This is a genomic window from Modestobacter italicus, from assembly GCF_000306785.1.
GTDB lineage: Bacteria > Actinomycetota > Actinomycetes > Mycobacteriales > Geodermatophilaceae > Modestobacter > Modestobacter italicus.
The window spans coordinates 600658-624224 of sequence record NC_017955.1 but is presented as its reverse complement, the minus strand read 5'-3'; the positions used below and the strand labels follow the sequence as shown (position 1 = coordinate 624224).

General features: G+C 74.4%; 26 protein-coding genes. 15 read left to right on the top strand and 11 right to left on the bottom strand.

Annotated features, from left to right (window positions below):
* The first annotated feature begins 125 nt into the window (after window positions 1-125).
* From MODMU_RS02985 to hflX, 4 genes are all read left to right on the top strand, one after another.
* Complete coding sequence (locus MODMU_RS02985; RefSeq protein ID WP_231851753.1) at window positions 126-1049, top strand: ABC transporter ATP-binding protein; 924 nt, start codon at window positions 126-128, stop codon at window positions 1047-1049.
* Complete coding sequence (locus MODMU_RS02980) at window positions 1046-1900, top strand: ABC transporter permease (RefSeq protein ID WP_014738682.1); 855 nt, start codon at window positions 1046-1048, stop codon at window positions 1898-1900. The genes MODMU_RS02985 and MODMU_RS02980 overlap by 4 nt, the downstream gene beginning before the upstream one ends.
* Before the next feature lie 4 nt (window positions 1901-1904).
* A complete protein-coding gene (locus MODMU_RS02975) occupies window positions 1905-2165 on the top strand; it encodes a helix-turn-helix transcriptional regulator (RefSeq protein WP_014738681.1) in 261 nt (86 codons plus the stop codon).
* Between the two features lie 126 nt (window positions 2166-2291).
* Entirely contained in the window at window positions 2292-3455 is a 1164-nt protein-coding gene (gene hflX, locus MODMU_RS02970) for a GTPase HflX (protein ID WP_014738680.1), read from the top strand.
* Window positions 3456-3537: 82 nt separating this feature from the next.
* Here hflX and MODMU_RS02965 read toward each other — a convergent pair whose 3' ends face one another.
* Window positions 3538-4509, bottom strand: a complete 972-nt coding sequence (locus MODMU_RS02965; protein WP_014738679.1) for an EamA family transporter — start codon at window positions 4507-4509, stop codon at window positions 3538-3540.
* A 74-nt stretch (window positions 4510-4583) separates the two neighbouring features.
* Here MODMU_RS02965 and MODMU_RS02960 point away from each other — a divergent pair, with 74 nt between their 5' ends.
* The gene (locus tag MODMU_RS02960; protein ID WP_014738678.1) at window positions 4584-5123 is read left to right on the top strand and encodes a CGNR zinc finger domain-containing protein; all 540 of its coding nucleotides are present in this window, start codon (window positions 4584-4586) and stop codon (window positions 5121-5123) included.
* 7 nt (window positions 5124-5130) lie between these two features.
* Here MODMU_RS02960 and MODMU_RS02955 read toward each other — a convergent pair whose 3' ends face one another.
* Complete coding sequence (locus MODMU_RS02955) at window positions 5131-5844, bottom strand: (2Fe-2S)-binding protein (protein ID WP_014738677.1); 714 nt, start codon at window positions 5842-5844, stop codon at window positions 5131-5133.
* Window positions 5845-5972: 128 nt separating this feature from the next.
* On the opposite strand from MODMU_RS02955, the gene acs reads away from it, so the two are divergent.
* From acs to MODMU_RS02935, 4 genes are all read left to right on the top strand, one after another.
* Window positions 5973-7937 (top strand): acetate--CoA ligase, encoded by a 1965-nt coding sequence (gene acs, locus MODMU_RS02950; protein WP_014738676.1) that lies wholly within the window; start codon window positions 5973-5975, stop codon window positions 7935-7937.
* Window positions 7938-8160: 223 nt separating this feature from the next.
* On the top strand, window positions 8161-8868 hold the full coding sequence (locus MODMU_RS26695; RefSeq protein WP_014738675.1) for a helix-turn-helix domain-containing protein: 708 nt from the start codon (window positions 8161-8163) through the stop codon (window positions 8866-8868).
* Between the two features lie 116 nt (window positions 8869-8984).
* Window positions 8985-9488 carry a phage holin family protein gene (locus MODMU_RS02940; RefSeq protein ID WP_014738674.1) on the top strand — a complete coding sequence of 168 codons (504 nt, stop codon included), beginning with the start codon at window positions 8985-8987 and terminating at the stop codon, window positions 9486-9488.
* A 7-nt stretch (window positions 9489-9495) separates the two neighbouring features.
* Window positions 9496-10425, top strand: a complete 930-nt coding sequence (locus MODMU_RS02935) for an alpha/beta fold hydrolase (RefSeq protein ID WP_014738673.1) — start codon at window positions 9496-9498, stop codon at window positions 10423-10425.
* An 88-nt stretch (window positions 10426-10513) separates the two neighbouring features.
* Here the strand turns inward: MODMU_RS02935 and MODMU_RS02930 are convergent, their stop codons facing one another.
* Genes MODMU_RS02930 through nth form a run of 5 tightly spaced genes read right to left on the bottom strand, consistent with a single transcriptional unit; the run spans window position 10514 to window position 14040 of the window.
* Entirely contained in the window at window positions 10514-11695 is a 1182-nt protein-coding gene (locus MODMU_RS02930; protein ID WP_014738672.1) for a MarP family serine protease, read from the bottom strand.
* Complete coding sequence (locus MODMU_RS02925) at window positions 11695-11880, bottom strand: cupredoxin domain-containing protein (protein ID WP_014738671.1); 186 nt, start codon at window positions 11878-11880, stop codon at window positions 11695-11697. The genes MODMU_RS02930 and MODMU_RS02925 overlap by 1 nt, the downstream gene beginning before the upstream one ends.
* Window positions 11877-12644: an NUDIX hydrolase gene (locus tag MODMU_RS02920; RefSeq protein WP_014738670.1), complete on the bottom strand. Its 768-nt coding sequence runs from the start codon at window positions 12642-12644 to the stop codon at window positions 11877-11879. The genes MODMU_RS02925 and MODMU_RS02920 overlap by 4 nt, the downstream gene beginning before the upstream one ends.
* Window positions 12641-13231: a TlpA family protein disulfide reductase gene (locus MODMU_RS02915; protein ID WP_014738669.1), complete on the bottom strand. Its 591-nt coding sequence runs from the start codon at window positions 13229-13231 to the stop codon at window positions 12641-12643. The genes MODMU_RS02920 and MODMU_RS02915 overlap by 4 nt, the downstream gene beginning before the upstream one ends.
* Window positions 13228-14040 (bottom strand): endonuclease III, encoded by an 813-nt coding sequence (gene nth / locus MODMU_RS02910; RefSeq protein ID WP_014738668.1) that lies wholly within the window; start codon window positions 14038-14040, stop codon window positions 13228-13230. Before nth ends, MODMU_RS02915 begins: the two co-directional genes overlap by 4 nt.
* Before the next feature lie 223 nt (window positions 14041-14263).
* Between nth and MODMU_RS02905 the strand changes: the two genes are divergently transcribed.
* Complete coding sequence (locus MODMU_RS02905; RefSeq protein ID WP_014738667.1) at window positions 14264-14548, top strand: hypothetical protein; 285 nt, start codon at window positions 14264-14266, stop codon at window positions 14546-14548.
* Window positions 14549-14709: 161 nt separating this feature from the next.
* Window positions 14710-15384, top strand: a complete 675-nt coding sequence (locus MODMU_RS02900; protein WP_014738666.1) for a Crp/Fnr family transcriptional regulator — start codon at window positions 14710-14712, stop codon at window positions 15382-15384.
* 212 nt (window positions 15385-15596) lie between these two features.
* Here the strand turns inward: MODMU_RS02900 and MODMU_RS02895 are convergent, their stop codons facing one another.
* From MODMU_RS02895 to sp36, 3 genes are all read right to left on the bottom strand, one after another.
* Window positions 15597-16403, bottom strand: a complete 807-nt coding sequence (locus MODMU_RS02895) for an NUDIX hydrolase (RefSeq protein WP_014738665.1) — start codon at window positions 16401-16403, stop codon at window positions 15597-15599.
* A 127-nt stretch (window positions 16404-16530) separates the two neighbouring features.
* Window positions 16531-17001 (bottom strand): RidA family protein, encoded by a 471-nt coding sequence (locus tag MODMU_RS02890; RefSeq protein WP_014738664.1) that lies wholly within the window; start codon window positions 16999-17001, stop codon window positions 16531-16533.
* A complete protein-coding gene (gene sp36, locus MODMU_RS28045; protein ID WP_014738663.1) occupies window positions 17001-17174 on the bottom strand; it encodes a Sp36 family protein in 174 nt (57 codons plus the stop codon). The genes MODMU_RS02890 and sp36 overlap by 1 nt, the downstream gene beginning before the upstream one ends.
* A gap of 61 nt (window positions 17175-17235) precedes the next feature.
* Between sp36 and bagA the strand changes: the two genes are divergently transcribed.
* The 3 genes from bagA to MODMU_RS02875 all read left to right on the top strand — a co-directional run bounded on the left by bagA (window position 17236) and on the right by MODMU_RS02875 (window position 21984).
* The gene (bagA, locus tag MODMU_RS02885; protein ID WP_166503379.1) at window positions 17236-18240 is read left to right on the top strand and encodes an ATPase BagA; all 1005 of its coding nucleotides are present in this window, start codon (window positions 17236-17238) and stop codon (window positions 18238-18240) included.
* A complete protein-coding gene (bagB, locus tag MODMU_RS02880) occupies window positions 18237-19451 on the top strand; it encodes an ATPase BagB (RefSeq protein ID WP_014738661.1) in 1215 nt (404 codons plus the stop codon). The genes bagA and bagB overlap by 4 nt, the downstream gene beginning before the upstream one ends.
* 145 nt (window positions 19452-19596) lie before the next feature.
* Window positions 19597-21984, top strand: a complete 2388-nt coding sequence (locus tag MODMU_RS02875; protein ID WP_014738660.1) for a penicillin-binding protein — start codon at window positions 19597-19599, stop codon at window positions 21982-21984.
* 95 nt (window positions 21985-22079) lie between these two features.
* On the opposite strand, the gene MODMU_RS02870 is transcribed toward MODMU_RS02875, so the two are convergent.
* A complete protein-coding gene (locus MODMU_RS02870) occupies window positions 22080-22532 on the bottom strand; it encodes a GatB/YqeY domain-containing protein (protein WP_014738659.1) in 453 nt (150 codons plus the stop codon).
* Window positions 22533-22598: 66 nt separating this feature from the next.
* Here MODMU_RS02870 and MODMU_RS02865 point away from each other — a divergent pair, with 66 nt between their 5' ends.
* Entirely contained in the window at window positions 22599-23510 is a 912-nt protein-coding gene (locus tag MODMU_RS02865) for a metallophosphoesterase (RefSeq protein WP_014738658.1), read from the top strand.
* Window positions 23511-23567: the final 57 nt, after the last annotated feature.

Genomic DNA, 23567 nt, shown 5'->3' with positions numbered 1-23567 from the left:
GGCAGCAGCTGTCCCCCTCGCGACAGCGTCTGAGCAGCAGCGCGGAGCTGATAGCACTGGTGCTCTGCATGTAGCAGTCCTACTGTCCGCGCCACGAACCCCGCCTGCTGCCGAGGAGTGGTCCCGTGGCCGCACCCGCCTGTCCCCCCGCCGTCCGGGTCCGTGACCTGCGGATGACCTACGGCACCCACGAGGTGCTCACCGGCGTCGACTTCGACGTCGAGCAGGGCGAGGTGGTGTGCCTGCTGGGGCCCAACGGAGCGGGCAAGACGACCACGATCGAGGTGCTGGAGGGCTTCCGGCTGCCCTCGGCCGGCGACGTGCAGGTGCTCGGCGCCGACCCGGCGACCGGCGACGACGCCTGGCGGGCACGCATCGGGGTGGTGCTCCAGTCCTGGCGCGACCACCCGCGCTGGACGCCGCGGCGGCTGCTGCGCTACCTGGCGGGCTACTACGCCCCCTGGTCGACACCTGCGCACCCCCGCCCGTGGGACGTCGACGAGCTGCTGGGCACCGTCGGCCTCACCGCCGACGCCGACCGGAAGATCGCCACCCTGTCCGGGGGGCGGCGCCGCCGGCTCGACGTCGCCGTCGGCCTGATCGGCCGGCCGGAGCTGCTCTTCCTGGACGAGCCCACCGCCGGGTTCGACCCGCAGGCCCGGCGGGACTTCCACGACCTGGTGCACCGGCTCGCCGACCTCGAGGGCACCAGCATCCTGCTCACCACGCACGACCTCGGCGAGGCCGAGCGGCTGGCCGACCGGATCCTGATCCTCACCGACGGCCGGATCGTCGCCGACGGCAGTGCCGACGCGCTGACCCGCCAGGTGGCCGGTACCAGCGAGGTCCGCTGGGCCGAGCACGGCGAGCGTTTCGTGCATGCCACCGACGAGCCGATCCCCTTCGTCCGGCAGCTGCTCGCCCAGCACGGCGACGAGCTCACCGACCTGGAGGTGCGCCGGCCCGACCTGGAGGACACCTACCTCGCGATGGTCCAACGGTTCGAGTCCCGGACGCCGGCCCGGCACCTGGCGGAGGTGACCCCGTGAACGCCTCCCGGCACGCCGCCGGCCAGGGCCTCCGCCGAGGCTGGACGGAGTTCGTGCAGAGCGTCCGCAGCCCGCAGGACCAGGGCTTCTACCTCTTCACCGGGCTGGTCACCCTCGCCGTCCTGTGGTTCAACCGGGACAACGAGGTGGGCAGCACCGGGCTGATGTACCCGACGTACGCGCTGCCGAGCGTGCTCGGCGCCCTGCTCACCTTCGGCGTGGTGATCGGCCCGGCGTACGCCCTGGCGATGGAGCGCGAGGACGGGACCCTGCTGCGGCACAAGGCGGTCCCGCACGGCATGCAGGGCTACGTGACCGGTCAGCTCACCTTCCAGTCGCTCAGCCTGGCACCCGGCCTGCTGGTCGTGCTGGTGCCGAGCCTGCTGCTCTTCGACGACGTCATGCAGGGTGGCGCGGGCGGCTGGCTGGCCGTCGCCGGCCTGGTCGTGATCGGCCTGCTCGCGACGCTGCCGTGGGGCATGGTGCTCGGCTCGGTGGTGCCGGGCGTCCAGAAGGTCGGCACCTGGGGGATGCTGCCCGTCCTCGTGCTGGTGGCGATCTCCGGCGTCTTCACCCCGGTGCAGGCCATGTGGGGCTGGGTGCAGGCCGTGGCCCAGGTCTTCCCGGTCTACTGGATCGCGCTGGGCATGCGCTCGGCGTTCCTCCCCGCGGAGGCGGCGGTGGCCGAGCTGGGAGACTCCTGGCGCACGGGCACGATGCTGGTGGTGCTCTCCGCGTGGGCGGTGGCCGGCCTGCTGGTCGCGCCCCGGGTGCTCCGCCGGATGGCCCGCCGCCAGTCGGGCTCGGCGGTCCAGGCGGCACGGGAGGCGGCTCTGCAGTGGGTGCGGTGAGCGGGTGAACGAGGGCGTCTTCAACCGGATCACCCTGCTGCGGGCCGAGCAGGGGGTCAGCCGTCGCGAGCTCGCCGACGCCCTCGGCGTCCACTACCAGACGGTCGGCTACCTCGAGCGCGGCGAGTACAACCCCAGCCTGCACCTGGCGCTGCGGATCGCGGAGTTCTTCGGGCTGCCGGTCGAGACGGTGTTCTCGACCCGACCGTTCCCGCGGATCAGCGACGCCCCCCACGACGAGCTGGGTCGCGCCGCCTCCGGCTGAGCCCTCCGGTGACCGTTCCGGTGGCAGGACGTCGTGGACCCGGCGAGGCTGGGCGGACCGGACGCCGTCCCGACGGCGCAGCGACGAGCAGAGTCCGCCCCCGGTCTCCGCACGGAGGCACCTCCCATGCCCGGTCCCTGGCTCGTCCGCTCCGGCGGCACCGCTCTGCTGTCCGCCGACGACCCCGCGGCCGGTCAGGACGACGGAGCCCGCGCCGTCCTGCTCGGGCTGGAGGCCTCCGGTGAGGCGGCCGGCGGGCTCGACGAGCTGGAGCGCCTCGCCGAGACCGACGGGGTGGCCGTCGTCGGCCGGCTGACCCAGGCGCGGGACGAGCCCGACCCGGCGACCTACCTGGGCTCCGGCAAGGTGGCCGAGCTGGCCGGCCTGGTCCGCGAGCGCCAGGCGGGGATGGTGATCGCCGACGGCGAGCTCAGCCCGGCGCAGGTCCGCAACCTCGAGGAGCGGCTGGCGGCCCGGGTCGTCGACCGGACGGCGCTGATCCTGGACATCTTCGGCCAGCACGCCCGCAGCAGCGAGGGCCGGGCGCAGGTCGAGCTGGCCCAGCTGGCCTACCAGCTCCCCCGGCTGCGCGGGCAGGGCACCGAGCTGTCCCGGGTCGGCGGTGGCCGGGTCGCCGGCGGCGCGGGGATCGGCGTCCGCGGACCCGGTGAGCAGCGGCTGGAGACCGAACGACGGCACCTGCGGCGACGGATGGCGCTGCTGCGCCGGCAGGTGGCCGAGACCGGCCGCCGCCGCGCGCGCACCCGCTCCCGGCGGCGGCACAACCAGGTGCCCTCGGTGGCGATCACCGGTTACACCAACGCCGGGAAGTCCGCGCTGCTCAACCGGCTGACCGGTGCCGACGCCCTGGTCCAGGACGCGCTGTTCGCCACCCTGGACCCGACGGTCCGCCAGACCCGCTCGCCCGGCGGCCGCCGGTACACGCTCACCGACACGGTGGGCTTCGTCCGGCACCTGCCGCACCAGCTGGTCGACGCGTTCCGCTCGACCCTGGAGGAGGTCGTCGAGGCCGACCTGGTGCTGCACGTCGTCGACGCGTCGGCGCCGGACGCCATGGACCAGGTGACGACGGTGCGCGGCGTGCTCTACGAGATCGGCGCCCGGGACCACACCGAGCTGCTCGCGCTCAACAAGGTGGACGTCGCCCCGCCGGAGTGGCTGGCGGCGCTGCGCTCGGCCTACCCGGACGCCGTCGCCGTCTCAGCGCTCACCGGGGAGGGCATCGAGGACCTGCGTGCCGCGATCGACCGGGCGCTGCCGCCCGGCTGACCCGCCCCGGCCAGTCCGCGCCCGGGTCGCCGCCTGACCGCACGCGGTGACGGGGCCGGTCGACGCCCGGCCCCGTCAGCGCTCACCGGGCCGTCGCGTCGTCCGCCGCCAGCACCGGGTCGACGTCGACCGCCGGCTCCCCGGGCGGCCGCTCGCCCAACCGGACCAGCACGATCCCGGCCAGGACGACGACGCCGCCGACCAGCTGGACGGCCCCCGGCTGCTGCCCCAGCGCCAGCCAGGCGGCCGCCACCGCGAACAGCACCTCGCTGAGCCCGACGAACGAGCTCAGCCGCGAGCCCAGCCGCCGGACGGCGGCGATCCCGGTGGCGTACGCGAAGGCCGCCGCGAGCAGCGACAGTCCGAGGACCGGCACCAGCCAGCTGGTCGACCGCCCGGCGAACACGACGTCGGAGGCGGTCGTCCGCCACGGCAGGACGCCGACCGCAGCCGCCGCACCCAGGCCCAGTGCCCCGACGGTGAGCCCCGCCCAGGCGCTGGCCAGCGGTGGCAGCGCGTCGTCGGTCCGGGCGGACAGCACGAAGTAGGAGGCGAGTCCGAGGGCGGCGAGCAGGCCCCAACCCAGACCGACCGGGTCGATCCGGGCACCACGGACGACGTCGAGCACGAGCACCAGTCCCACCAGTGCGACGACCACCCCGGCGCCGGTGACCGCGCTGGGGCGCTGCCCGAGCCGGGCCCAGACCCACAGCACGACCAGCAGGACGCCGCAGTACTCCAGCAGCAGCGCCACCCCGACCGACAGCCGGGACACGGCGAGGAAGTAAGCGAGCTGGGGCAGCGCGACCGCGAGCACGCCGAAGGCCAGCACGGCGCCGGCGTTGGCGCGCAGCAGCCCCCACCGGCCACGCAGCTGGACCACGGCGGGCACGGTCAGCGCGAGCGCCGCGACGGCCATGCGCGCGGTGACCGCGGAGCCGGCGGTCCAGCCGGCGTCCAGCAGGCCCGTGGCGAAGACCCCGGAGGTGCCGAAGGCGGCAGCGGAGAGCAGCGCCAGCAGCAGTCCCACGAGTCCGGTCCGGCGGTCGAGCACGGCAGCCACCTCCTCGTCAGGAGTCAACGGACGTACGCTCCTGACATCGGGACGCTAGCAGAGTCAGGAGTCACATGCTGTTTGCCCATGACACCGAGATGGCGCTGGCCGCCGCGGCCGCACTGGTGAACACCGCGGCGGACGGCGAGGAACGGCTGCCCGACCCGGGGGCCCTGGCGGCCTTCCTGGACACCTGGGAGTTCACCGGCAGCCGGGTCGGCGACGAGGCCGAGCTGGCCGAGGTGCACCAGCTGCGCGCGGTGCTGGCCGGCATCTGGGACACCGACGAGGACGGCGTGGTCGCGGTGGTGAACCGGCTGCTCCGCGACGGGCACGCGCTCCCGCAGCTGGTCCGGCACGACGACTGGGGCTACCACGTGCACGCCACCGAGCCGAGCGCGTCGGTGGCCGACCGGATGGGCGTGGAGGCGGCGATGGCGGTGGCCGACGTGGTCCGCGGCGACGCCCTCGACCGGCTGCGGCGGTGCGCGGCGCACGGTTGCGACGACGCGCTGGTGGACCTCACCCGGAACGGCAGCCGCCGGTTCTGCGACAGCAGCTGCGCCAACCGGGAGCACGCGGCCGCCTACCGGGCCCGCCGCGCCGCCGGCTGACCCGCGCTCAGCCCCAGCGCTCCGCGGCGTCCTCCAGCAGCACCTGCCGTGTCGCCGGGTCCCGGTGCGGGCAGGAGGTGCACATCGGCTCGTGCGGCACGCGGTAGAGCAGGCAGCACGACGCCCGCCGGGTGAACCGCACCCCGCGGACGTCGACGTAGCGCGGTGCCGGCAGCGGCGCCCCGACCGCCGCGGCCAGCGGTCCGGCCAGCGCGGTCGCCGCCGGCACGTCGCCGACCGCGCGGCCGACGGCGAGCAGCCGGTTGGCCAGCGAGTCGGTGGCGATCGCCCAGAGCGGCCGCTCCCGGGTGCCACCGGCCTCGGCCACCGCGGCGACGACCGCGCCGAGCGTCGTCCGCAGGTCCTCGACCAGGTGGGCGGCGCTGCGGCCGGTGGTCGTCGCCGCGATGGGCACAGGACCCTCCAGGGCGTGCACCGTGGTGTCGCCGAGCCGGGCGGACAGCCCGACGCCGGTGACCAGCCCGGCCAGCACCGGACCGAGCAGCACGCTGGACGTCGAGTACCACCACACGGTGGCCAGCACCCGGCGGTCCTCGGTGCGCTGCCGGGCGGCACGCGCCGCCAGCATCTCGGCGGTCCAGGCCGGGTCGGCCAGCAGCACGCCGGGCACGACCGCGGCCGACGGCGGTGCGACGAGGCCGAGCGCGGCCGCACCGGGCACCCGGGCGGCGACCAGCGCCTGGGACGCGTCGTCGGTCACCGGGCCAGTCTGCCCAGTCGCCGGCTTCCCGTCGCGCACCGACCTGACGGGGCGGTGACCGGGGCCATAGGTTGTCCCCGAGAGACGGCGCCGTGTGCGGAGGCGGCGCCCTGATCCGGAGGTGCCGCATGAGCGAGACGACCGAGGCCCACGGCCTGACCAACCCCGAGGGCGGCTTCCCGCCGCCGGAGGCGCTCGCCGCCGCCGCCAACGTCGGACCGGACGTCTACGACCGCGCCGCCGCCGACCGGGTGGGGTTCTGGGAGGAGGCCGCCCGGCGGCTGGACTGGGCGCAGCCCTGGGACCAGGCGCTGGACTGGAGCAACCCGCCGTTCGCGAAGTGGTTCGTCGGCGGGAAGCTCAACGTCGCGGTGAACTGCGTGGACCGGCACGTCGACGCCGGCCACGGCGACCAGGTCGCCTACCACTGGATCGGCGAGCCCGGTGACACCCGCACGCTCACCTACGCCCAGCTCAAGGACGAGGTCTGCAAGGCGGCCAACGCGCTGGTCGAGCTCGGGGTCCAGGCCGGCGACCGGGTCGCGATCTACCTGCCGATGATCCCCGAGGCCGTCGTCGCGATGCTGGCCTGCGCGCGGATCGGCGCCGTCCACATGGTCGTCTTCGGCGGGTTCTCCCCCGACGCGCTGGCCAGCCGGATCACCGACGCCGACGCGAAGGTCGTGATCACCGCCGACGGCGGCTACCGGCGGGGGGCGCCGAGCGCGCTGAAGCCGAACGTCGACGAGGCGCTGACCAAGACCGAGGGCGTACGCAGCGTGCTGGTCGTCCGGCGCACCGAGACCGACGTCGAGTGGACCGAGGGCCGCGACGTCTGGTGGCACGAGCTCGTCGACCGCCAGCCGGCCGAGCACGAGGCCGAGGCCTTCGACGCCGAGCACCCGCTCTACATCATGTACACCTCGGGCACGACGGCGAAGCCGAAGGGGATCCTGCACACCACCGGCGGCTACCTGACCCAGGTCAGCTACAGCCACTGGGCGGTCTTCGACATCAAGCCCGACACCGACGTCTTCTGGACGGCGGCCGACGTCGGCTGGGTCACCGGCCACAGCTACATCGTCTACGGCCCGCTCTCGAACCGGACGACCTCGGTGATGTACGAGGGCACGCCGGAGACCCCGCACCGCGGTCGCTGGTGGGAGATCGTCCAGGAGTACGGGGTCACGGTGCTCTACACCGCGCCCACCACGATCCGCACGTTCATGAAGTGGGGCGAGGACGTCCCGGCCGGGTTCGACCTCTCCTCGCTGCGGCTGCTCGGGTCGGTCGGTGAGCCGATCAACCCCGAGGCGTGGCTCTGGTACCACACGCACATCGGCGGCGGCCGCTGCCCGATCGTGGACACCTGGTGGCAGACCGAGACCGGCGCGCACATGATCACCCCCCTGCCCGCCGTGACCACGCTCAAGCCCGGCTCGGCGCAGCGCCCGCTGCCCGGCATCGCGGCCAGCGTGGTCGACGAGGAGGGCAAGCCGATCGAACCGGGCGCCACCGGCTACCTGGTGCTGACCGAGCCGTGGCCGGCGATGCTGCGGACCATCTGGGGCGACGACGACCGGTACGTGGACACCTACTGGTCCCGGTACGGGCAGGGCGTCTACTTCGCCGGCGACGGCGCCAAGCTCGACGAGGACGGCGACATCTGGCTGCTGGGCCGGGTCGACGACGTCATGAACGTCTCCGGGCACCGCATCTCCACGACCGAGGTGGAGTCCGCGCTGGTCAGCCACCCGACGGTCGCCGAGGCGGCCGTGGTGGGGGCCACAGACCCGACGACCGGCCAGGGCATCGTCGCGTTCGTCATCCTGCGCGGGGACGCCGTCGACTCCGGCGAGGACCTGGTGAAGACCCTGCGCCAGCACGTGCGCAAGGAGATCGGCCCGATCGCCAGCCCCCGGCAGATCATGGTCGTCGCGGAGCTGCCCAAGACCCGCTCGGGCAAGATCATGCGCCGGCTGCTCCGGGACGTGGCGGAGAACCGCGAACTGGGCGACGTCACCACCCTCACCGACTCCTCGGTGATGGAGCTGATCAGCTCGAAGCTGCCGTCCTCCGCCAGCGAGGACTGAGGAAGGACCCCGCTGCCCCCCACGCTTCGCAAGCTCAGCGCGGGCCCCTGCAGCGGGGCCGTGCAGGGGGCCGAGTCCAGCAGGTCATCTGTGACGCTCGTGCTCTGCTGCCTCCCAGGCAGCAGAGCACGAGCGTCCCGGGACCACCCCCGGACCACCAGCTCGTCCACAGGCTGCAGCACGCCGGCCCCGGAGCGAGCGGCTGAACGGCACCATCGTCCGGGTGACGGATGCGCCGCCCGCCGCCGGGGACGAGGGCCTGCTCAGCGCCCTGCTCCGGCGGATCCGTCGCACTGCGGACCTGTCCCAGCGCGAGCTCGCCGACGCCCTCGCGGTGGCCCGGTCGACCGTGGCGCGGGCGGAGCTCGGCCAGCGCGACCTCCCGGTGGGCGTGCTCGTGCGGGCGGCAGGTCTGGCCGGACTGCGGCTGGGCCTGCTCGATGCGACCGGCAGCGAGGTGCGGGGGATGGACCGGAACGCGGTCCGCGACCGCGCGGGGCGGCACTTCCCGGCGCACCTGGACACCCGCTACGGCGACGACCAGTGGTGGCATGCCGACTGGTATCGGAGCCGCCCTCAGCCCTGGTACACGTTCGACCGGCGCCGCGACTGGCGTGACAGCCAGCGCAAGGCTGCGGGGACCCCGCCGGACCACCAGCCGCCGCGGGCCGGCGACGCCCCGGCGGACCGCGCACGCGTCCGGGCCGAGGCGGCCCGAGCAGCGTGGCGCGAACGGTGGCGCAAGGAGCTCGCGGAGCACCAGCTGCGCGTGCAGGAACGGCTCCGGCTCGGCCTGCCGCTGTGGTCGGACCCCGTGTGCACCTGCCCGCCGGCGTGCGACGACCTGCTGTTCGCCGACGGGCCGCTGTCCCCGCGGCAGCAGGCGGTCCCGCACGTCGAGGACTGCCCCTGCCTGTGCGACATCGCCTGACGACCCGGGTGACGCGGCACTCACCCGGGTGACCCGGACCGGCGGGCGTGGCGATCATGCGGCACGATCACCCGAGGAACGCGCCGATCCGGGCGCTGATCAGGGAGGAGCCACCCGTGGCCCACAGTGTCTCGACGACCCAGCCGGCGGTCCGGTCCGCGGGCCCCGCCGAGCCCTCGGTCGGCACGCTCGCCAAGAGCGCCATGGCCGACATGTCCACGCTGATCCGCTCGGAGATCGAGCTGGCCAAGACCGAGGTGACCGTCTCGGCCAAGCGCGGCGGCATCGGTGCTGCCGCCTTCGCCGCCGCCGGCGTGCTGCTGGCCTTCGCCGCGATCTTCTTCTTCATCGCGCTCGCCGAGTTCTTCACCTGGCTGGGCCTGGCGCGGTGGATCTCCTACCTCATCGTCTTCGCCCTCCTGGTCCTCATCGCCGCGGTCGCCGGGTTCATCGGCTACCGCCAGGTCAAGAAGATCAAGAAGCCGGAGAAGACCCTCGAGACGCTGTCGGACCTGCCCGACCTGGCCCGCCGCGAGGCCCCCGGCCAGCGGCAGCACGACCTGCCCGTCGTCCGCAACGGTCAGGTCGTCCGCCAGGACCCGCACGCACGCCTGCGCTGATCCCTGCATGACCGAACCCCAGGACGGGCAGCCGGACGCGACCAGCGTCCTGCTCCCCGGCCCCTGGGCGCACCGCGACGTCTCGGCCAACGGCGTCCGGTTGCACGCCGCCGAGGCCGGTGACGGTCCGCTGGTCCTGCTGCTGCACGGCTTCCCTCAGTTCTGGTGGACCTGGCGGCACCAGCTCACCGGCCTGGCCGCGGCCGGGTTGCGCGTGGTCGCCCCGGACCTGCGCGGCTACGGCGCCAGCGACAAGCCGCCGCGCGGCTACGACCTGCCCACCGCCGCCGCCGACGCCGCCGCGGTGATCCGCGCGCTCGGCGAGACCGACGCCGTCGTCGTCGGCGCGGACTGGGGCGGGTTGGTCGGCTGGACCATGGCCGCGCTGCACCCGCGCAGCGTGCGCCGGCTCGTCGTCATCGGGGCGGCGCACCCGCGGCGGCTGCGCGCCTCGGTCACCGACGGGCGCCAGCGGCGCGCGCTGGCCTACGCGCTGCACTACCAGCTCCCCCGGCTCCCCGAGCGGCGGCTCACCCGGGCCGACGACGACCCCGTCGCCGACCTGATGCGCCGCTGGGCGGGGCCGGCCTGGGTGCAGACCGCGGACTTCGCCGAGGCGGTGGACCGCTACCGGGCGGCCTCCCGGATCCCGCAGGCCGCCTACGGCGCGATGGAGTACTACCGCTGGGCCGGCCGCTCCCAGCTGCGGCCCGACGGGCTGCGCTTCGCCCGCCGGATGGCCGCACCGGTCACCGCGCCCACCCTGCAGCTGCACGGCGCCCTCGATCCCTACGTCCTGCCGCGCACCGCCCTCGGCTCCGACCGCTACGTCGCCGGGGCCTACGAGTGGCGCGAGCTGCCCGGCGCCGGCCACTTCCCGCAGGAGGAGACCCCCGCCGACGTCACCGCCGCCATCGCCGGCTGGGCGACCCCCTAGCGCAACCCAGCTGCGCGCCGCACCCAGCCGCCGGCCTCGTTCAGGGGCCCGCGCTGAGCTTGCGAAGCGTGGGGGGAACGAGGTCCTTTCATTCGCAGGGACCGGTGTCGACCGCGGCGACCGCAGCGGTCCCGGTGGCCGCCGCGTCGGCGACCTCGGCCGCGGTGAGCGCGTAGCCGGTGTCCGGGTCGTCGATCGCGGAGGCGAAGACGACGCCCAGCACCGAGCCGTCGGTGGCCAGCAGGGGGCCGCCGGAGTTGCCTGCCCGCACCTGCCCGTACAGGGCGTAGACGTCCCGCTGCACGGTCCGGGTGGAGCGGAAGTCCGGTCCGCTGATCTCCCCGCGGTCCCGGACCCGGGCCGGACCCACGTACAGGCCGCCGCCGCCCGGGTAGCCCATCACGATCGCGTCCGCGCCGGTGTCCACCGGGCTCGGGGTGAAGCGCAGCGGCACCTGCGGCAGCCCGGGCACGGCGAGGACGGCGATGTCGGTCTCCTCGTCGACGTACACCGGCGTCGCGTCGTACGCCTCGCCCTCGGCGGTGACCTGCGGGTCGCTGACCCCGGCCAGCACGTGCGCGTTGGTCATCACCCGCTGGTCGGCGAAGACGAAGCCGGAGCCGTCGATCTGCCGGGAGCAGGACGCCGCGATCCCCCGGATCTGCACCACCGAGCCCTGCACGCTGCCGACGACGGGGCTGTCCAGCAGCGCCTGGTCCGGCGCGGGGACGTCCCGCGCCTCGGTCGGGGTGAGCGGGTCGAGCACGTCGGGCAGGCCCTGCCGGTCGATCGCCGTCCGCAGCGAGTCGTAGAGCGAGCGCACCTGCGAGGGCACCGTCCGGTCCACGACCTGCACCAGCGCCGACTGGCGCACCTGCCCGGCGACCCCGGGGAACGGCGAGCTGGCCAGCGGGGTGGCCACCATCCACGCCACCAGCAGGACGGCGGCCGCCGAGACGACCGCCCCGGCCACGGCGTCGACCATCTTGGCCGGCTCCCAGGTGACCCGGGTGCGCACCGCGCGGCCGATCACCCCGGCCAGCAGCTGCCCCAGCAGGGCACCGGCGAGCACCACGACCAGGGCCACGAACACCCGGGTGACCGAGGAGTCGGCGATGTCGTCGGCGAGCGGCCCGGACAGCTGGGCGCCGAGCACCGCGCCGCCGAAGAAGCCGACGAAGGAGGCCGCGGAGACGATCAGCCCCTGCCGGAAGCCGGACAGCGCGAACACCAGCGCGAGGACGATGAGGGCCAGGTCGACGAGGGACATCACCCGCTCACCGTCATGGTGCCCACCTGCCCGAGCGCGGCGTGGAAGCTGCACTCGACGGGGTGGTCACCCGGCGCGCTGACGGTGAACTCGATCGTCTCTGCCAGCAGCAGGCCGGCCAGCAGCCCGCCGAACGGGGCCGGCCGGCCGCTTCCGCGCGCAGCGCGGGACCGGGCCGGGCTCATGGTCCGGGGACGGTACGCGGCGAACCTGTCCGTCCTCCGTCGTCGGCGACCGTCGGCGCGGCGCGGTCGGCGACGTCGGAGTCCACCGGCTCCTCCTCGGAGTCCGCCGGTGCCGCCGCGGCCAGGCCGGTGAGCGGCCGGACGTCGCCGGCGTCCCAGGGCAGGCTCAGCCCCGCGGCCTGCAGGACGGCGTCCAGCAGGCCGGCGGTGAAGCCCCAGACGACCATGCCGGCCACCCCGAACGCGGGCCCCACGTACCCGGCGGGGTGCCGCACCCGGAACCGGTTCGCCGGGTCGACCAGCTGCGCCAGCGGCACCCGGGCGACCTTCGCCACCTCGCGCGGGTCGGCGGTCGCGATCTCCCGCGGGTCGTCCCACCAGCCGACCACCGGGACGACGACGTTGTCCGACGGGCCGAGGAACAGCGCCGGCAGCGTCGCCAGCACCCGCACGCTCGCCGGGTCGACGCCGACCTCCTCCTGCGCCTCGCGCAGCGCGGTGCCGACCGGGTAGTCCTCCCCCGGGTCGGCGCCGCCGCCGGGGAACGCCGGCTGCCCGGCGTGGCTGCGCAGGTGCGCGGACTTCTCGATCAGCAGCACGTCCGGGCCGCCGGGGCCCTGCCCGAACAGGATGAGGACGGCGGAGCGGCGGGCGGTGGCCGAGGGCGCGCCGTGCCGGTGCCACAGCGGCAGCTCGCCGGCGTGCGCGACCAGCCGCTGGACGTGCTCCGGCAGCCCGGCGAGCTCGTCGGCGGGGAGCGTCACAGCTGCACGCCCAAGTGGTCGGCGACCAGCTGCTCGAACTCCGCGAGCGACTGCACCTGACCGACCTGCACGTAGGCGATGGAGCCGTCGGCGGCGAGGAAGATCGTGTGCGGCAGCGTGTTGACCCCGATCGCGGCCATCACCTCCCCCTCGCCGTCGAAGGCGCTCGGGAAGCTGATCGCGGCGTCCTTCGCGAAGGACGCCGTCTGGGAGGCGCCGTCGAGGCTGGCCACGCCGAGCACCCGCACCCGCTCACCGCCGGCGTCGGCGAGCTGCTGCACCAGCGGCAGCTCCTCCCGGCAGGGCCCGCACCAGCTGGCCCAGAGATTGACCACGGTCGGCACCCCGGGGGCGCGGCTGAGGTCGAGGGTGCCGCCGCCGAAGCAGTCGAAGACCGTGGCGGGCAGGTCGCTGTCGGCGGCCGGCTGGTCGGGCTGCTCCGGGCAGGGCTGCAGGTCGGCGTCGAGGGACTCCAGGTCGCTGCTCGCCGGCGTCGGCGCCGGCTCGTCGGACTCCGCCGACGTGCAGCCCGCCAGCAGCGCGAACAGCACCAGCAGGGCGCCGGCGGCGCGCAGGGCGCGGCTCACTCGGTGTCCGAGGCAGCGGGGGTCTTGACCAGCTTCTCGGCGACCTCGGGGTCCAGCGGCCCGATACCGTAGGAGGGGCACCAGGCGGCCAGCCCGCAGGCCCCGCAGGCGGGCTTCTTCGCGTGGCACACCCGCCGGCCGTGGAAGATCACGCGGTGGGAGAACATCGTCCACTCCTTCCTGGGGACGATCGCCGCGATCTCGGTCTCGACCTTGACCGGGTCCTCCTCCGCCGTCCAGCCGAAGCGGCGCACCAGCCGGCCGAAGTGGGTGTCCACGGTGAGCCCGGGGACGCCGAAGGCGTTGCCGAGCACCACGTTGGCGGTCTTGCGGCCCACGCCCGGGAGCGTGACGAGGTCGACCAGCTTCCCGGGCACCTCCCCGTCGAAGCGCTCGACCAGCGCCTGCCCCAGGCCGATCACCGAGGTGGCCTTGGCCCGGAAGAAGCCGGTCGGCTTCAGGATCGTCTCCAGCTCGTCCCGGTCGGCGCTGGCGTAGGCGTACGCGTCGGGGTAGCGGGCGAACAGCGCCGGGGTGACCTTGTTGACCGTCCGGTCGGTGGTCTGCGCCGACAGGACGGTGGCCACGAGCAGCTCCAGCGGGGTGGTGAAGTCCAGCTCGCAGTGCGCGTCCGGGTGGATGGCCGCCAGCTCCCGGGCCATCCGCCGGGCCCGCCGGGTGCGCCCCAGCGGGCTCTCCTCCGGGTCGAACGGGGAGATCCCCAGCCGCGCCGCGCGACCGGGACGCCGGGGCGGTACGGGTCGTGTGTAGGCCGGGAGGGCGTCGGGTGCGGTGGCGGGCCGGGACACGCGAGTGAGGGTAGGCGTCGCCTCCCCCAGGCTCTGCCGCACGTGCGACACAGGCTCCGCCGCAGGTGCAACACGGCCTCCGCCGCACGTACGCTGCCGGGCGCCGACCGTCATACTCGACGGCGGTGCGCGGCCCAACGGACAGCGCGCCACCATCAGACCGCACGACCGACGTCGTCCTCACCTGGGCGGCCTGCCCGCAGACGTCGCCGAGGAGGTGCACGTGGTCGCCCTCATCGTCATCCTGTTCCCGCCGTTGCTCATCGCCTTCCTGCTCGTCATGGAGCGGGTCGAGGAGCCGCTGCGCCGGCCCACCTCGCAGCGCGAGGTCGAGGACTTCCTGGGCACCGCCACCGAGGCCGAGGTCGGCACGCTGGCCCACTCCGGCATCCGCCGGGCGATGTCCCGGTGGCGGGCCCGGCGCCGGGGCCGCGGCCGCCGGGTGCCCAGTCCGGTGCTCACCGACCGGGTGACCGAGCCCAGCGAGCAACCCCAGCACGCCGACTGAGCGGATGCACACCCGGCCCGCTCACCGGGAGGGACGACCCCCGGAGCCACTCAGAGTGGGCAGTCCGGTGACTCAGTGCACTGGTGAGGTCAGCCACAGGCCCTAGACTCTCCTGGACGCGGGTCGCCATCGCACCCGTGAGGACGTTGCGAGAGGTGCACGTGGACGAGGTCCTTGCCCAGTCCGGTCTCTTCCAGGGACTGTCGGAAGAGGCTGCCGAGCCGGTGGCCAGCTCGCTGGAGACGGTGACCCTGCCCCGGGGCCGCGTCGTCTTCAACGAGGGCGAGTCGGGCGACAGCCTGTACGTCGTCCTCTCCGGCAAGATCAAGCTGTCCCGGCGGGCGCCCGACGGGCGCGAGAACGTGCTGGCCGTCATGGGTCCGTCGGACCAGTTCGGCGAGCTGTCGGTCTTCGACCCGGGCCCCCGGACGGCGACCGCCACGGCGGTCACCGACGTCCGGCTGGCCAAGATGCCGAACAACATGCTCCGGCCCTGGATCACCGCGCACCCGGAGATCGGCGAGCAGCTGCTGCGGGTCCTCGCCCGCCGGCTGCGCCGCACCAACGACTCCGTCGCCGACCTGATCTTCACCGACGTGCCCGGCCGGGTGGCCAAGGCGCTGCTGCAGATGGCCGACCGCTTCGGCAGCCGGGAGAGCGACGGCCTCCGGGTCAAGCACGACCTGACGCAGGAGGAGCTGGCCCAGCTGGTCGGCGCCTCCCGCGAGACGGTCAACAAGGCGCTCGCCGACTTCGTGCACCGCGGCTGGATCCAGCTGCAGGGCAAGTCCGTCGTCGTCCTCGACGAGGACCGCCTCCGCCGCCGCGCGAGGTAGGAAGACCGTCGAACGCGAGAGGCCCGGAACTCACCGAGTTCCGGGCCTCTCGCGTTCAGGCGAGGGGACCACGAGTGACGGGACCACCGGTACGGACCCGAGCGCAGCGAGGGGTGGACCGGTGACGGGGCCCGGAGGGTCCCTCGCCGGGACACGGCCAACGGCTCAGCGCAGCGCAACCCGGCACCTGGCCGCGGTGTGATCCGCCAGGATCACGCGGGTAGTGGCACGACCATGCGGATCCTCGTGCCGTCGGGGAGCACCGCGTAGTTGCCGTCGGGAGTCTGCTCGAAGGTCGGGCTGATCGGCTCCAGCGGGGCGGGCGGCGAGCCGGCGAGGGCAGCGGCGGCGTCCGGGAAGGGCGCGAGCTGGCCGAGGGTGTGGATCGTCGGCGGCAGCATCGGCCGGCTCCCGCCGGCGTGCTCCTGCAGCGCGGCGGCGGGCGTCGTCCAGACCGCCTCGTCGGCCTCGCCGGAGACGTCGCGCGCCTCCTGCCCGGCGGGCAGCAGCGCGGCGAAGAACTTGGTGTCGTAGCGCCGGCGCTCCGGTGGCGGGGTGATCCAGTGCGCGAAGGGCCGCAGCAGGTCCGCCCGCAGCGCCAGGCCGCGGCCGGCGAGCAGCTCGGCCAGGGAGAGATCGCGGGCCAGCAGCGCCTGGCGCTGGGCCTCCCAGTCGTCGCCGGAGACGTCGGGGACGACGCCGGACCCGTCGGCCGGCCCGGCCAGCAGGACGCCGGCCTCCTCGAAGGTCTCCCGGACGGCGGCGCACACCAGCTCGCGGGCCAGCCGCTCGTCGCAGCCGAAGGCCGCTGCCCAGTCGGCCGGCGGGGGGCCGACCCAGGCCAGGTCGGTGTCGCCGTCGCGGTCGTCGACGCCGCCACCGGGGTAGGCGCTCATCCCGCCGGCGAAGGGCATGCCCCGGGTGCGTCGGAGCAGGTAGACCTCGAGGCCGACCGTGCCGTCGCGCAGCAGCAGCACGGTCGCCGCCTGCCGGATCGGGACGGGCCCCGGAGGGGTCATGCCACGCCGACGCAGGAGGCGGTGGACCCGGCACGGGGGCCGGAGGCTCCCTGCCGGGGACACGGGAAGCGGCTCCACGCAGCGCGACCCGGCACCTGGCCGCGGTGCGGCCCGCAGGGTCGCGACGTCATCGCAGCTCGACGGTGAGCTCGACCTCGACGGGGGCGTTCATCGGGAGCTCGGCGACGCCGATGGCGCTGCGGGCGTGCGTGCCGGCCTCGCCGAAGACCCGGCCGAGGAACTCGCTCGCCCCGTTGACCACCCGCGGCTGGGCGCTGAAGCCCTCGGCGCTGGCGACGTAGCCGACCACCCGGATGACCCGGGCGATGGCGTCCAGCCCGACCAGGTCGTCGATCGCAGCCAGCGCGTTGAGCGCGCAGACCTTGGCGTCGGCGGCGGCGTCCTCGATGTCGACGGTGCCGCCGACCTTGCCGGTGCGGCGCAGCCCGCCATCGACGAAGGGCAGCTGGCCGGAGGTGAAGACCAGCTGGCCGCTGCGGATGGCGGGCACGTAGGCCGCCACGGGGGCGGCGACCGGGGGCAGCCGGACGCCGAGTTCGGCGAGCCGGGCGGTCCAGGTCTGCGCGGGCTGGGTCATCAGCTCGTCGGGCGCTTGAGGTAGGCCACCAACTGGTCGCCGCCACCGGGACCCGAGAGCACGGTCACCAGCTCCCACCCGTCGACGCCCCAGGAGTCGAGGATCGCCTTGGTGTTGTGGATCAGCAGCGGGATGGTGGCGTACTCCCACGTGCGGCGGGCGGATTCGGTCATGGCGCGACGCTAGCGCAGCCGAGAGAGGCCGGAGTCGGCCGCCGCTCGTAGGCTCGCAGAGGTGACCCCTGCACCTCGAGAGCCGCTGCCCGTGCGGTGCCACGTCGTGACCGGCAAGGGCGGGACCGGGAAGACGACGGTCGCCGCCGCGCTGGCGCTGTCCCTCGCCGCCGACAGCCGCCACGTGCTGCTGGTCGAGACCGAGGGCCGGCAGGGCATCGCCCAGCTCTTCGACACCCCGCCGCTGCCCTACGAGGAGCGCCGGGTCGCCGTCGCCCGCGGCGGTGGCGAGGTGAAGGCGCTGGCGATCGACGTCGAGGCGGCCTTCCTCGAGTACCTGGACATGTTCTACAACCTCAAGCGGGCCGGGTACGCGCTGCGCAAGATGGGCGCCGTCGACTTCGCCACCGCCATCGCCCCCGGCCTGCGCGACGTGCTGCTGACCGGCAAGATCAAGGAGGCGGTGACCCGCCGCGGCAAGGACGGCCGGCCCGTCTACGACGCCGTCGTCGTCGACGCCCCGCCGACCGGTCGGATCACCCGCTTCCTCAACGTCACCGGCGAGGTGGCCGGGCTGGCCCGCTCCGGTCCGATCAAGGCGCAGAGCGACGGGGTGATGGCCGTCTTCCGGTCGCCGCAGACCGCGGTGCACCTGGTGACCCTGCTGGAGGACATGCCCGTGCAGGAGACCGCCGACGCGATCGCCGAGCTGACCGCGGCCCGGCTGCCGGTGGGCTCGGTGATCGTCAACATGGCGGCCGAGCCGCTGCTGCCCGCCGCCAGCCTGAGCCGCACCGCCGAGGGCCGGCTCATCGGCGCCGACCTGCTCCCCGCGCTGACCGCGGCCTCGGTGCACGGCGGCGTGGAGGTCGCCGACGGGCTCGCCGCCGAGGCGGTCGAGCACGCCCAGCGCTGGGTGGCGCAGGACGCCCTCCGCGGGGAGGTCGAGGCGCTCGGCCGGCCGGTCGTGGAGCTGCCGCTGTCGGTCACCCCGATCGACCTGGGCACCCTGTTCGAGCTGGCCGACCGGCTCGAGGCGATCCTGACCACCGAGGCCGCCGCGTGACCGCGCCCCGGCGGCCGGGCCCGGCGCCCGCCCTGGACCTCGCCGCCCTGGTGGCTGACCCGCAGACCCGGATCATCGTGTGCTGCGGCTCCGGCGGGGTCGGCAAGACGACGACGTCGGCGGCGCTGGCCCTGGCCGCGGCCGAGGCCGGCCGGCAGGTCGTCGTCCTCACCATCGACCCGGCCCGCCGGCTGGCCCAGTCGCTGGGCCTGGTCGAGCTGGACAACGAGCCGCGGGTGGTCGAGACACCGGGTTCGCCGGGCGAGCTCTCGGCGATGATGCTGGACATGAAGCGGACGTTCGACGACGTCGTGTCCGCGCACTCGACGCCCGAGCGTGCCGAGGTGATCTTCGCGAACCCCTTCTACCAGGCGCTCTCCTCGTCCTTCGCCGGGACGCAGGAGTACATGGCGATGGAGAAGCTGGGGCAGCTGCGGGCCAGCGAGCGCTGGGACCTGATCATCGTCGACACCCCGCCGTCCCGGTCGGCGCTGGACTTCCTGGACGCACCCAACCGGATGAGCCGCTTCCTCGACGGCACGATGATCCGGCTGCTCACCGCGCCGGCCCGGGCCGGTGGGCGGGCCGGGGTGCGGATCGTCGGGGCCGGCTTCGCGATCTTCACCCGGATCATCAGCAAGATCCTGGGCGGCCAGCTGCTGAACGACATCTCCGCGTTCGTCTCGGCGCTGGACACCATGTTCGGCGGGTTCCGGGAGCGCGCGACGGCGACCTACGAGCTGCTCCGCCAGCCCGGGACGTCGTTCGTCGTGGTCGCCGCCCCGGAGCCGGACGCCCTCCGCGAGGCCTCCTACTTCGTCGACCGGCTGTCCACCGAGGGGATGCCGCTGGCCGGGCTGGTCATCAACCGCACCCACCCGCCGGCGACGACGGCGCTGTCGGCGACCCGCGCCGAGGCCGCCGCGGAGGCGGTGGCCGAGGCCGGCGGCAAGGGCGCGAAGCTGGCCGCGGGGGCGCTGCGGGTGCACGCCGAGCGGATGACGCTGGCCACCCGGGAGCAGCGGCTGGCCGACCGGTTCACCAGCGCGCACCCCGAGGTCAAGGTGCGCACGGTGCCGGCCGCCGCCGGTGACGTGCACGACCTCGAGGGGCTGCGCACGATGGGCGAGGCGCTGCTGGCCGCCGAGGACGACACCGGCACGGGCACCCCGCGCAGCCGGGTCCTGCCGCTCCGGCCGCAGGCCGGCTGAGCGGGCGCGCGGGGGTCGCCGAGACCCCCGCGCCGGGCCCCCCGACCCGGTGCCGGGCGCGTCCCCGCGCGACCCGCCCGGGGCCGCCGCGCGTCGGGGTCGAGGCGGGGCGCCGGGGCCCGCCGAACAGGTACCTTGGCCTGCGATGTCCGAGTCTGCGCACCTCCGTCGCACCGCCCTGGTCAAGCTGGCCGGGGCCATCGTCGTGGCCGGCCTGCTGGTCGCCGCCATGCTGCTGCCATTCGTCGGCGGGACCGGGCTGGTGGCCCGGAACTCCTCGACCCTCCTCGACGCGCTGCCGGTCGAGCTGACCGACAAGACGCCCAGCGGGAACACCAAGGTGCTGGCCGCCGACGGCTCGGAGATCACCGAGTTCTTCACGAACAACCGCACGCCGGTGACGCCGGACCAGATCTCCGACGTCATGAAGCAGGCGATCGTCGACATCGAGGACTCGCGCTTCTACGAGCACAACGGCCTGGACGTGCAGGGCACGCTGCGCGCGCTGGCGAAGAACGTCGCCGCCGGCGGGGTCGAGGAGGGCGGCTCGACGCTGACCCAGCAGCTGGTCAAGCAGACGCTGCTGCAGACCGCCTCCACCCCCGAGGAGCAGCAGGCGGCCACCGCGCAGACCGTGGGCCGCAAGCTCAAGGAGGCCCGGCTGGCGCTCGCCTTGGAGCAGACCTACTCCAAGGACGAGATCCTCACCCGCTACCTGAACATCGCCTACTTCGGTGAGGGCGCCTACGGCATCCAGGCCGCCGCGCAGAAGTACTTCAGCGTCAACGCCATCGACCTGACCCTGCCGCAAGCCTCGGTGCTCGCCGGCCTGGTGCAGAGCCCGACCAACGACGACCCGCTGGTCAACCCCGACGCCGGCGCGAAGCGGCGCAACCAGGTGCTGCAGCGCATGCACGACCTCGGGCACATCACCGACCAGGAGCTCGCCGACGTCTCGGCCGCCCCGATCCCGCTGGCCGAGGGCGGCACCCCGCCCAACGGCTGCATCGACGCCACGGTCGGCGGCTTCTTCTGCGACTACATGTACAACTACCTGACCGGCACGCTGGGGATCAGCGCGGACGCCATCAAGAACGGCGGCTGGACGATCCAGACGACGCTGCGTCCGGACATCCAGACCTCCGGTGACCAGGCCGTGCTGAACACCCTCCCGATGGGCGGCGGCAACGACCTGGCCGGCGTCTTCACCGCCGTCGAGCCCGGCACCGGGCACGTGCTGGCGATGAGCGTCAACCGCCGGTACGGCTGCGACGCCTACGAGTGCGAGTCGGTCAACCTCAACACCGCGACCAGCGCCGGCGCCGGGTCGACCTACAAGGTCTTCACCGCCGCCGCCGCGCTCGCCCAGGGCTACGGCGCGAACTACACGATCACCACCCCGCAGCCCTACAGCTCCAAGGTGTTCAAGAAGAACGGCGGGACGACGGGCGCCCCCTACGTGGTGAGCAACGTCGGCACCAACTACCCGGACACGATGGACATGACCGCCGCCCTGGTCGAGTCCTCCAACACCTACTTCGTGGGCCTGGAGGACGCGCTGGGCAGCGTCGAGCCGGTGGTGCGCACCGCGCAGGCGATGGGGCTGCACTCCATCGACGCCACCGCCGACCAGATCATCGCCGAGAAGCGCGGCTCCTTCACCCTCGGCGTCGACGCCACCAGCCCGCTGTACCTGGCCAGCGCGTACTCCACGCTGGCCGCCAACGGCACCCAGTGCGAGCCGACGCCGGTCGTCTCGATCGTCGACTCCACCGGTGAGCCGGTCACCAAGGACGACGGCACGCCCTACGTCAGCGGCAACACCTGCAAGGAGAACGCCATCCCGGCCGGCGTGGCCACCACGCTGAACCAGATGATGATCGGCGACACCGTCACCGGCACCGCGACCCGGGCGGCCATCCCCGGCCACCAGATCGCCGGCAAGACCGGCACCATCCAGGACAACAAGTCCGCGACCTTCGTCGGCTCGACGCCGAAGTACACGGTCAGCGTGATGGTGTTCAACCCGAAGTCGCAGCGGGACGTCGGCGGCTACGGCGGCAACAAGCCCGCGACGATCTACCACGACGCGATGCTGCCGATCCTGTCCAAGGAGCCGTCGGTGCCCTTCCCGCCGGCCGACCCGCTGGTGGTCTCCGGCAACCGGCCGACCGTGCCCAGCTGCTCCTCGGTCAGCTCCTGCCGGGACACGCTCACCGGGGCGGGCTTCCAGCCGGTCGTGGCCGAGGTGAACGGCGCGCGCTCCGAGGGCAGCTTCCTCGGCACCAGCCCCCGCGCCGGCGCCCAGGCCAGCCCCGGCCAGGTCGTCACCATCCAGGTGAGCAACGGCTCCGGCTACCGCACACCCGCGCCGACCACCAGGCCGCGCAACACCCCGACCCCGGAGCCGGCGCCCAGCGCCCCGGCGCCCACCCCGGAGGCACCGGCCGTGGAGCCACCGCCGGTGGAGCAGCCGCCCAGCGGCCAGTTCGAGCTGCCGGACTGGAACGGGGACGGCGACCCCGGCGAGTGAAGAAGGACCCCGTTCCCCCCACGCTTCGCGAGCTCAGCGCGGGCCCCTGAACGGGGCCCCGGTGGGGCGAGCTGGGAGGGAACGGGGTCCTGTCGTCAGCCCAGCTGGCGGCGCACCTCGGCGGCGATGCGGCCGCCCTCGGCCCGGCCGGCCACCTTCCCCTGCACCGCGCCCATGACCTTGCCCATGTCCTTCATGCCCGAGGCCCCGGTGCTGGTGACCACGTCGGCGACGATCGCCGCCAGGTCGGCGTCGGCCAGTTGGGCCGGCAGGTAGGTCGCGATCACGCCCTCCTCCGCGCGCTCCCGCTCGGCCTGCTCGGCGCGCCCGGCACCGGCGAACGCCTCGGCCGCCTCGCGGCGCTTCTTCGCCTCCCGGCGGAGCACGGCCATCACGTCGTCGTCGCTGAGCTCACGAGCCTCCTTGCCGGCCACCTCCTCGGCGGAGACGGCGGAGAGCACCATCCGCAAGGTGGCGGTGCTCAGCTCGTCGCGGCCCTTCATCGCGGTGGTCAGGTCGGTACGGAGTCGGTCCTTCAGTCCAGGCACACCGCAGAGCCTGCCACCTCCGCCCGCGCCGGGACGACGGAGTTCCCGCGCCCGTAGGCTCGCAGGATGCGTGCGAGAACCGCCGTCCCTGCCGCCGTCGTGGCCTCCGGCGCCGCCACGGTGGCCTACGCGAGCCTCGTCGAGCGGACCGCGTGGACGCTGCGCCGCTTCGACGTCCCCGTCCTGCCACCGGGTTCGGCCCCGCTGACCGTGCTACAGCTGTCCGACCTGCACATGACCGCGGGGCAGCGCAGCAAGCAGGAGTGGGTGGCCGGGCTGGCCGACCTGCGCCCGGACCTGGTGATCACGACCGGCGACAACCTCGCCGGGATGGACGCCGTCCCGGCGACGCTCCGCGCGCTGGACCCGCTGATGGAGCTGCCCGGCGCGTTCGTGCTCGCCAGCAACGACTACTACGCGCCGCGACCGAAGAACCCGTTCAAGTACTTCAAGACCGACCACAAGCGGGTGCACGGCGACCCGCTGCCCTGGCGGGACCTGCGCGACGGCATGACCGCCCGGGGCTGGCTCGACCTGACCAACGCCACGGGCACGCTCACGGTGGCCGGGACCCAGATCGCGTTCACCGGCCTCGACGACCCGCACCTGAAGCGGGACCGGTACGACGACGTGGGTGGCCCCGCCGACCCCGACGCCGACCTGACGATCGGGCTGGTGCACTCCCCCGAGCCGCGGGTGCTCGACCGGTTCGCCGCCGACGGGTGGGACCTGCTGCTGTGCGGGCACACCCACGGCGGCCAGCTGCGGGTGCCCTTCTACGGCGCCCTGGTCACCAACTGCGGCATCGACCGGCAGCACGTCCGCTGGCTGCACCGCTGGGCGCAGCCCTCACCCGGGCACCCGAACGGCACGTGGCTGCACGTCTCCGCCGGGCTGGGCACCAGCCCCTACGCCCCTGCCCGGTTCGCCTGCCCGCCCGAGGCAACCCTGCTGACCCTCAACCCGCGCGCCGCGTAGCTGGCGGACCCCCTCGGCCCCCCGGCACTCGCCGGGCCCCTGCGAGAGGGCCGCACC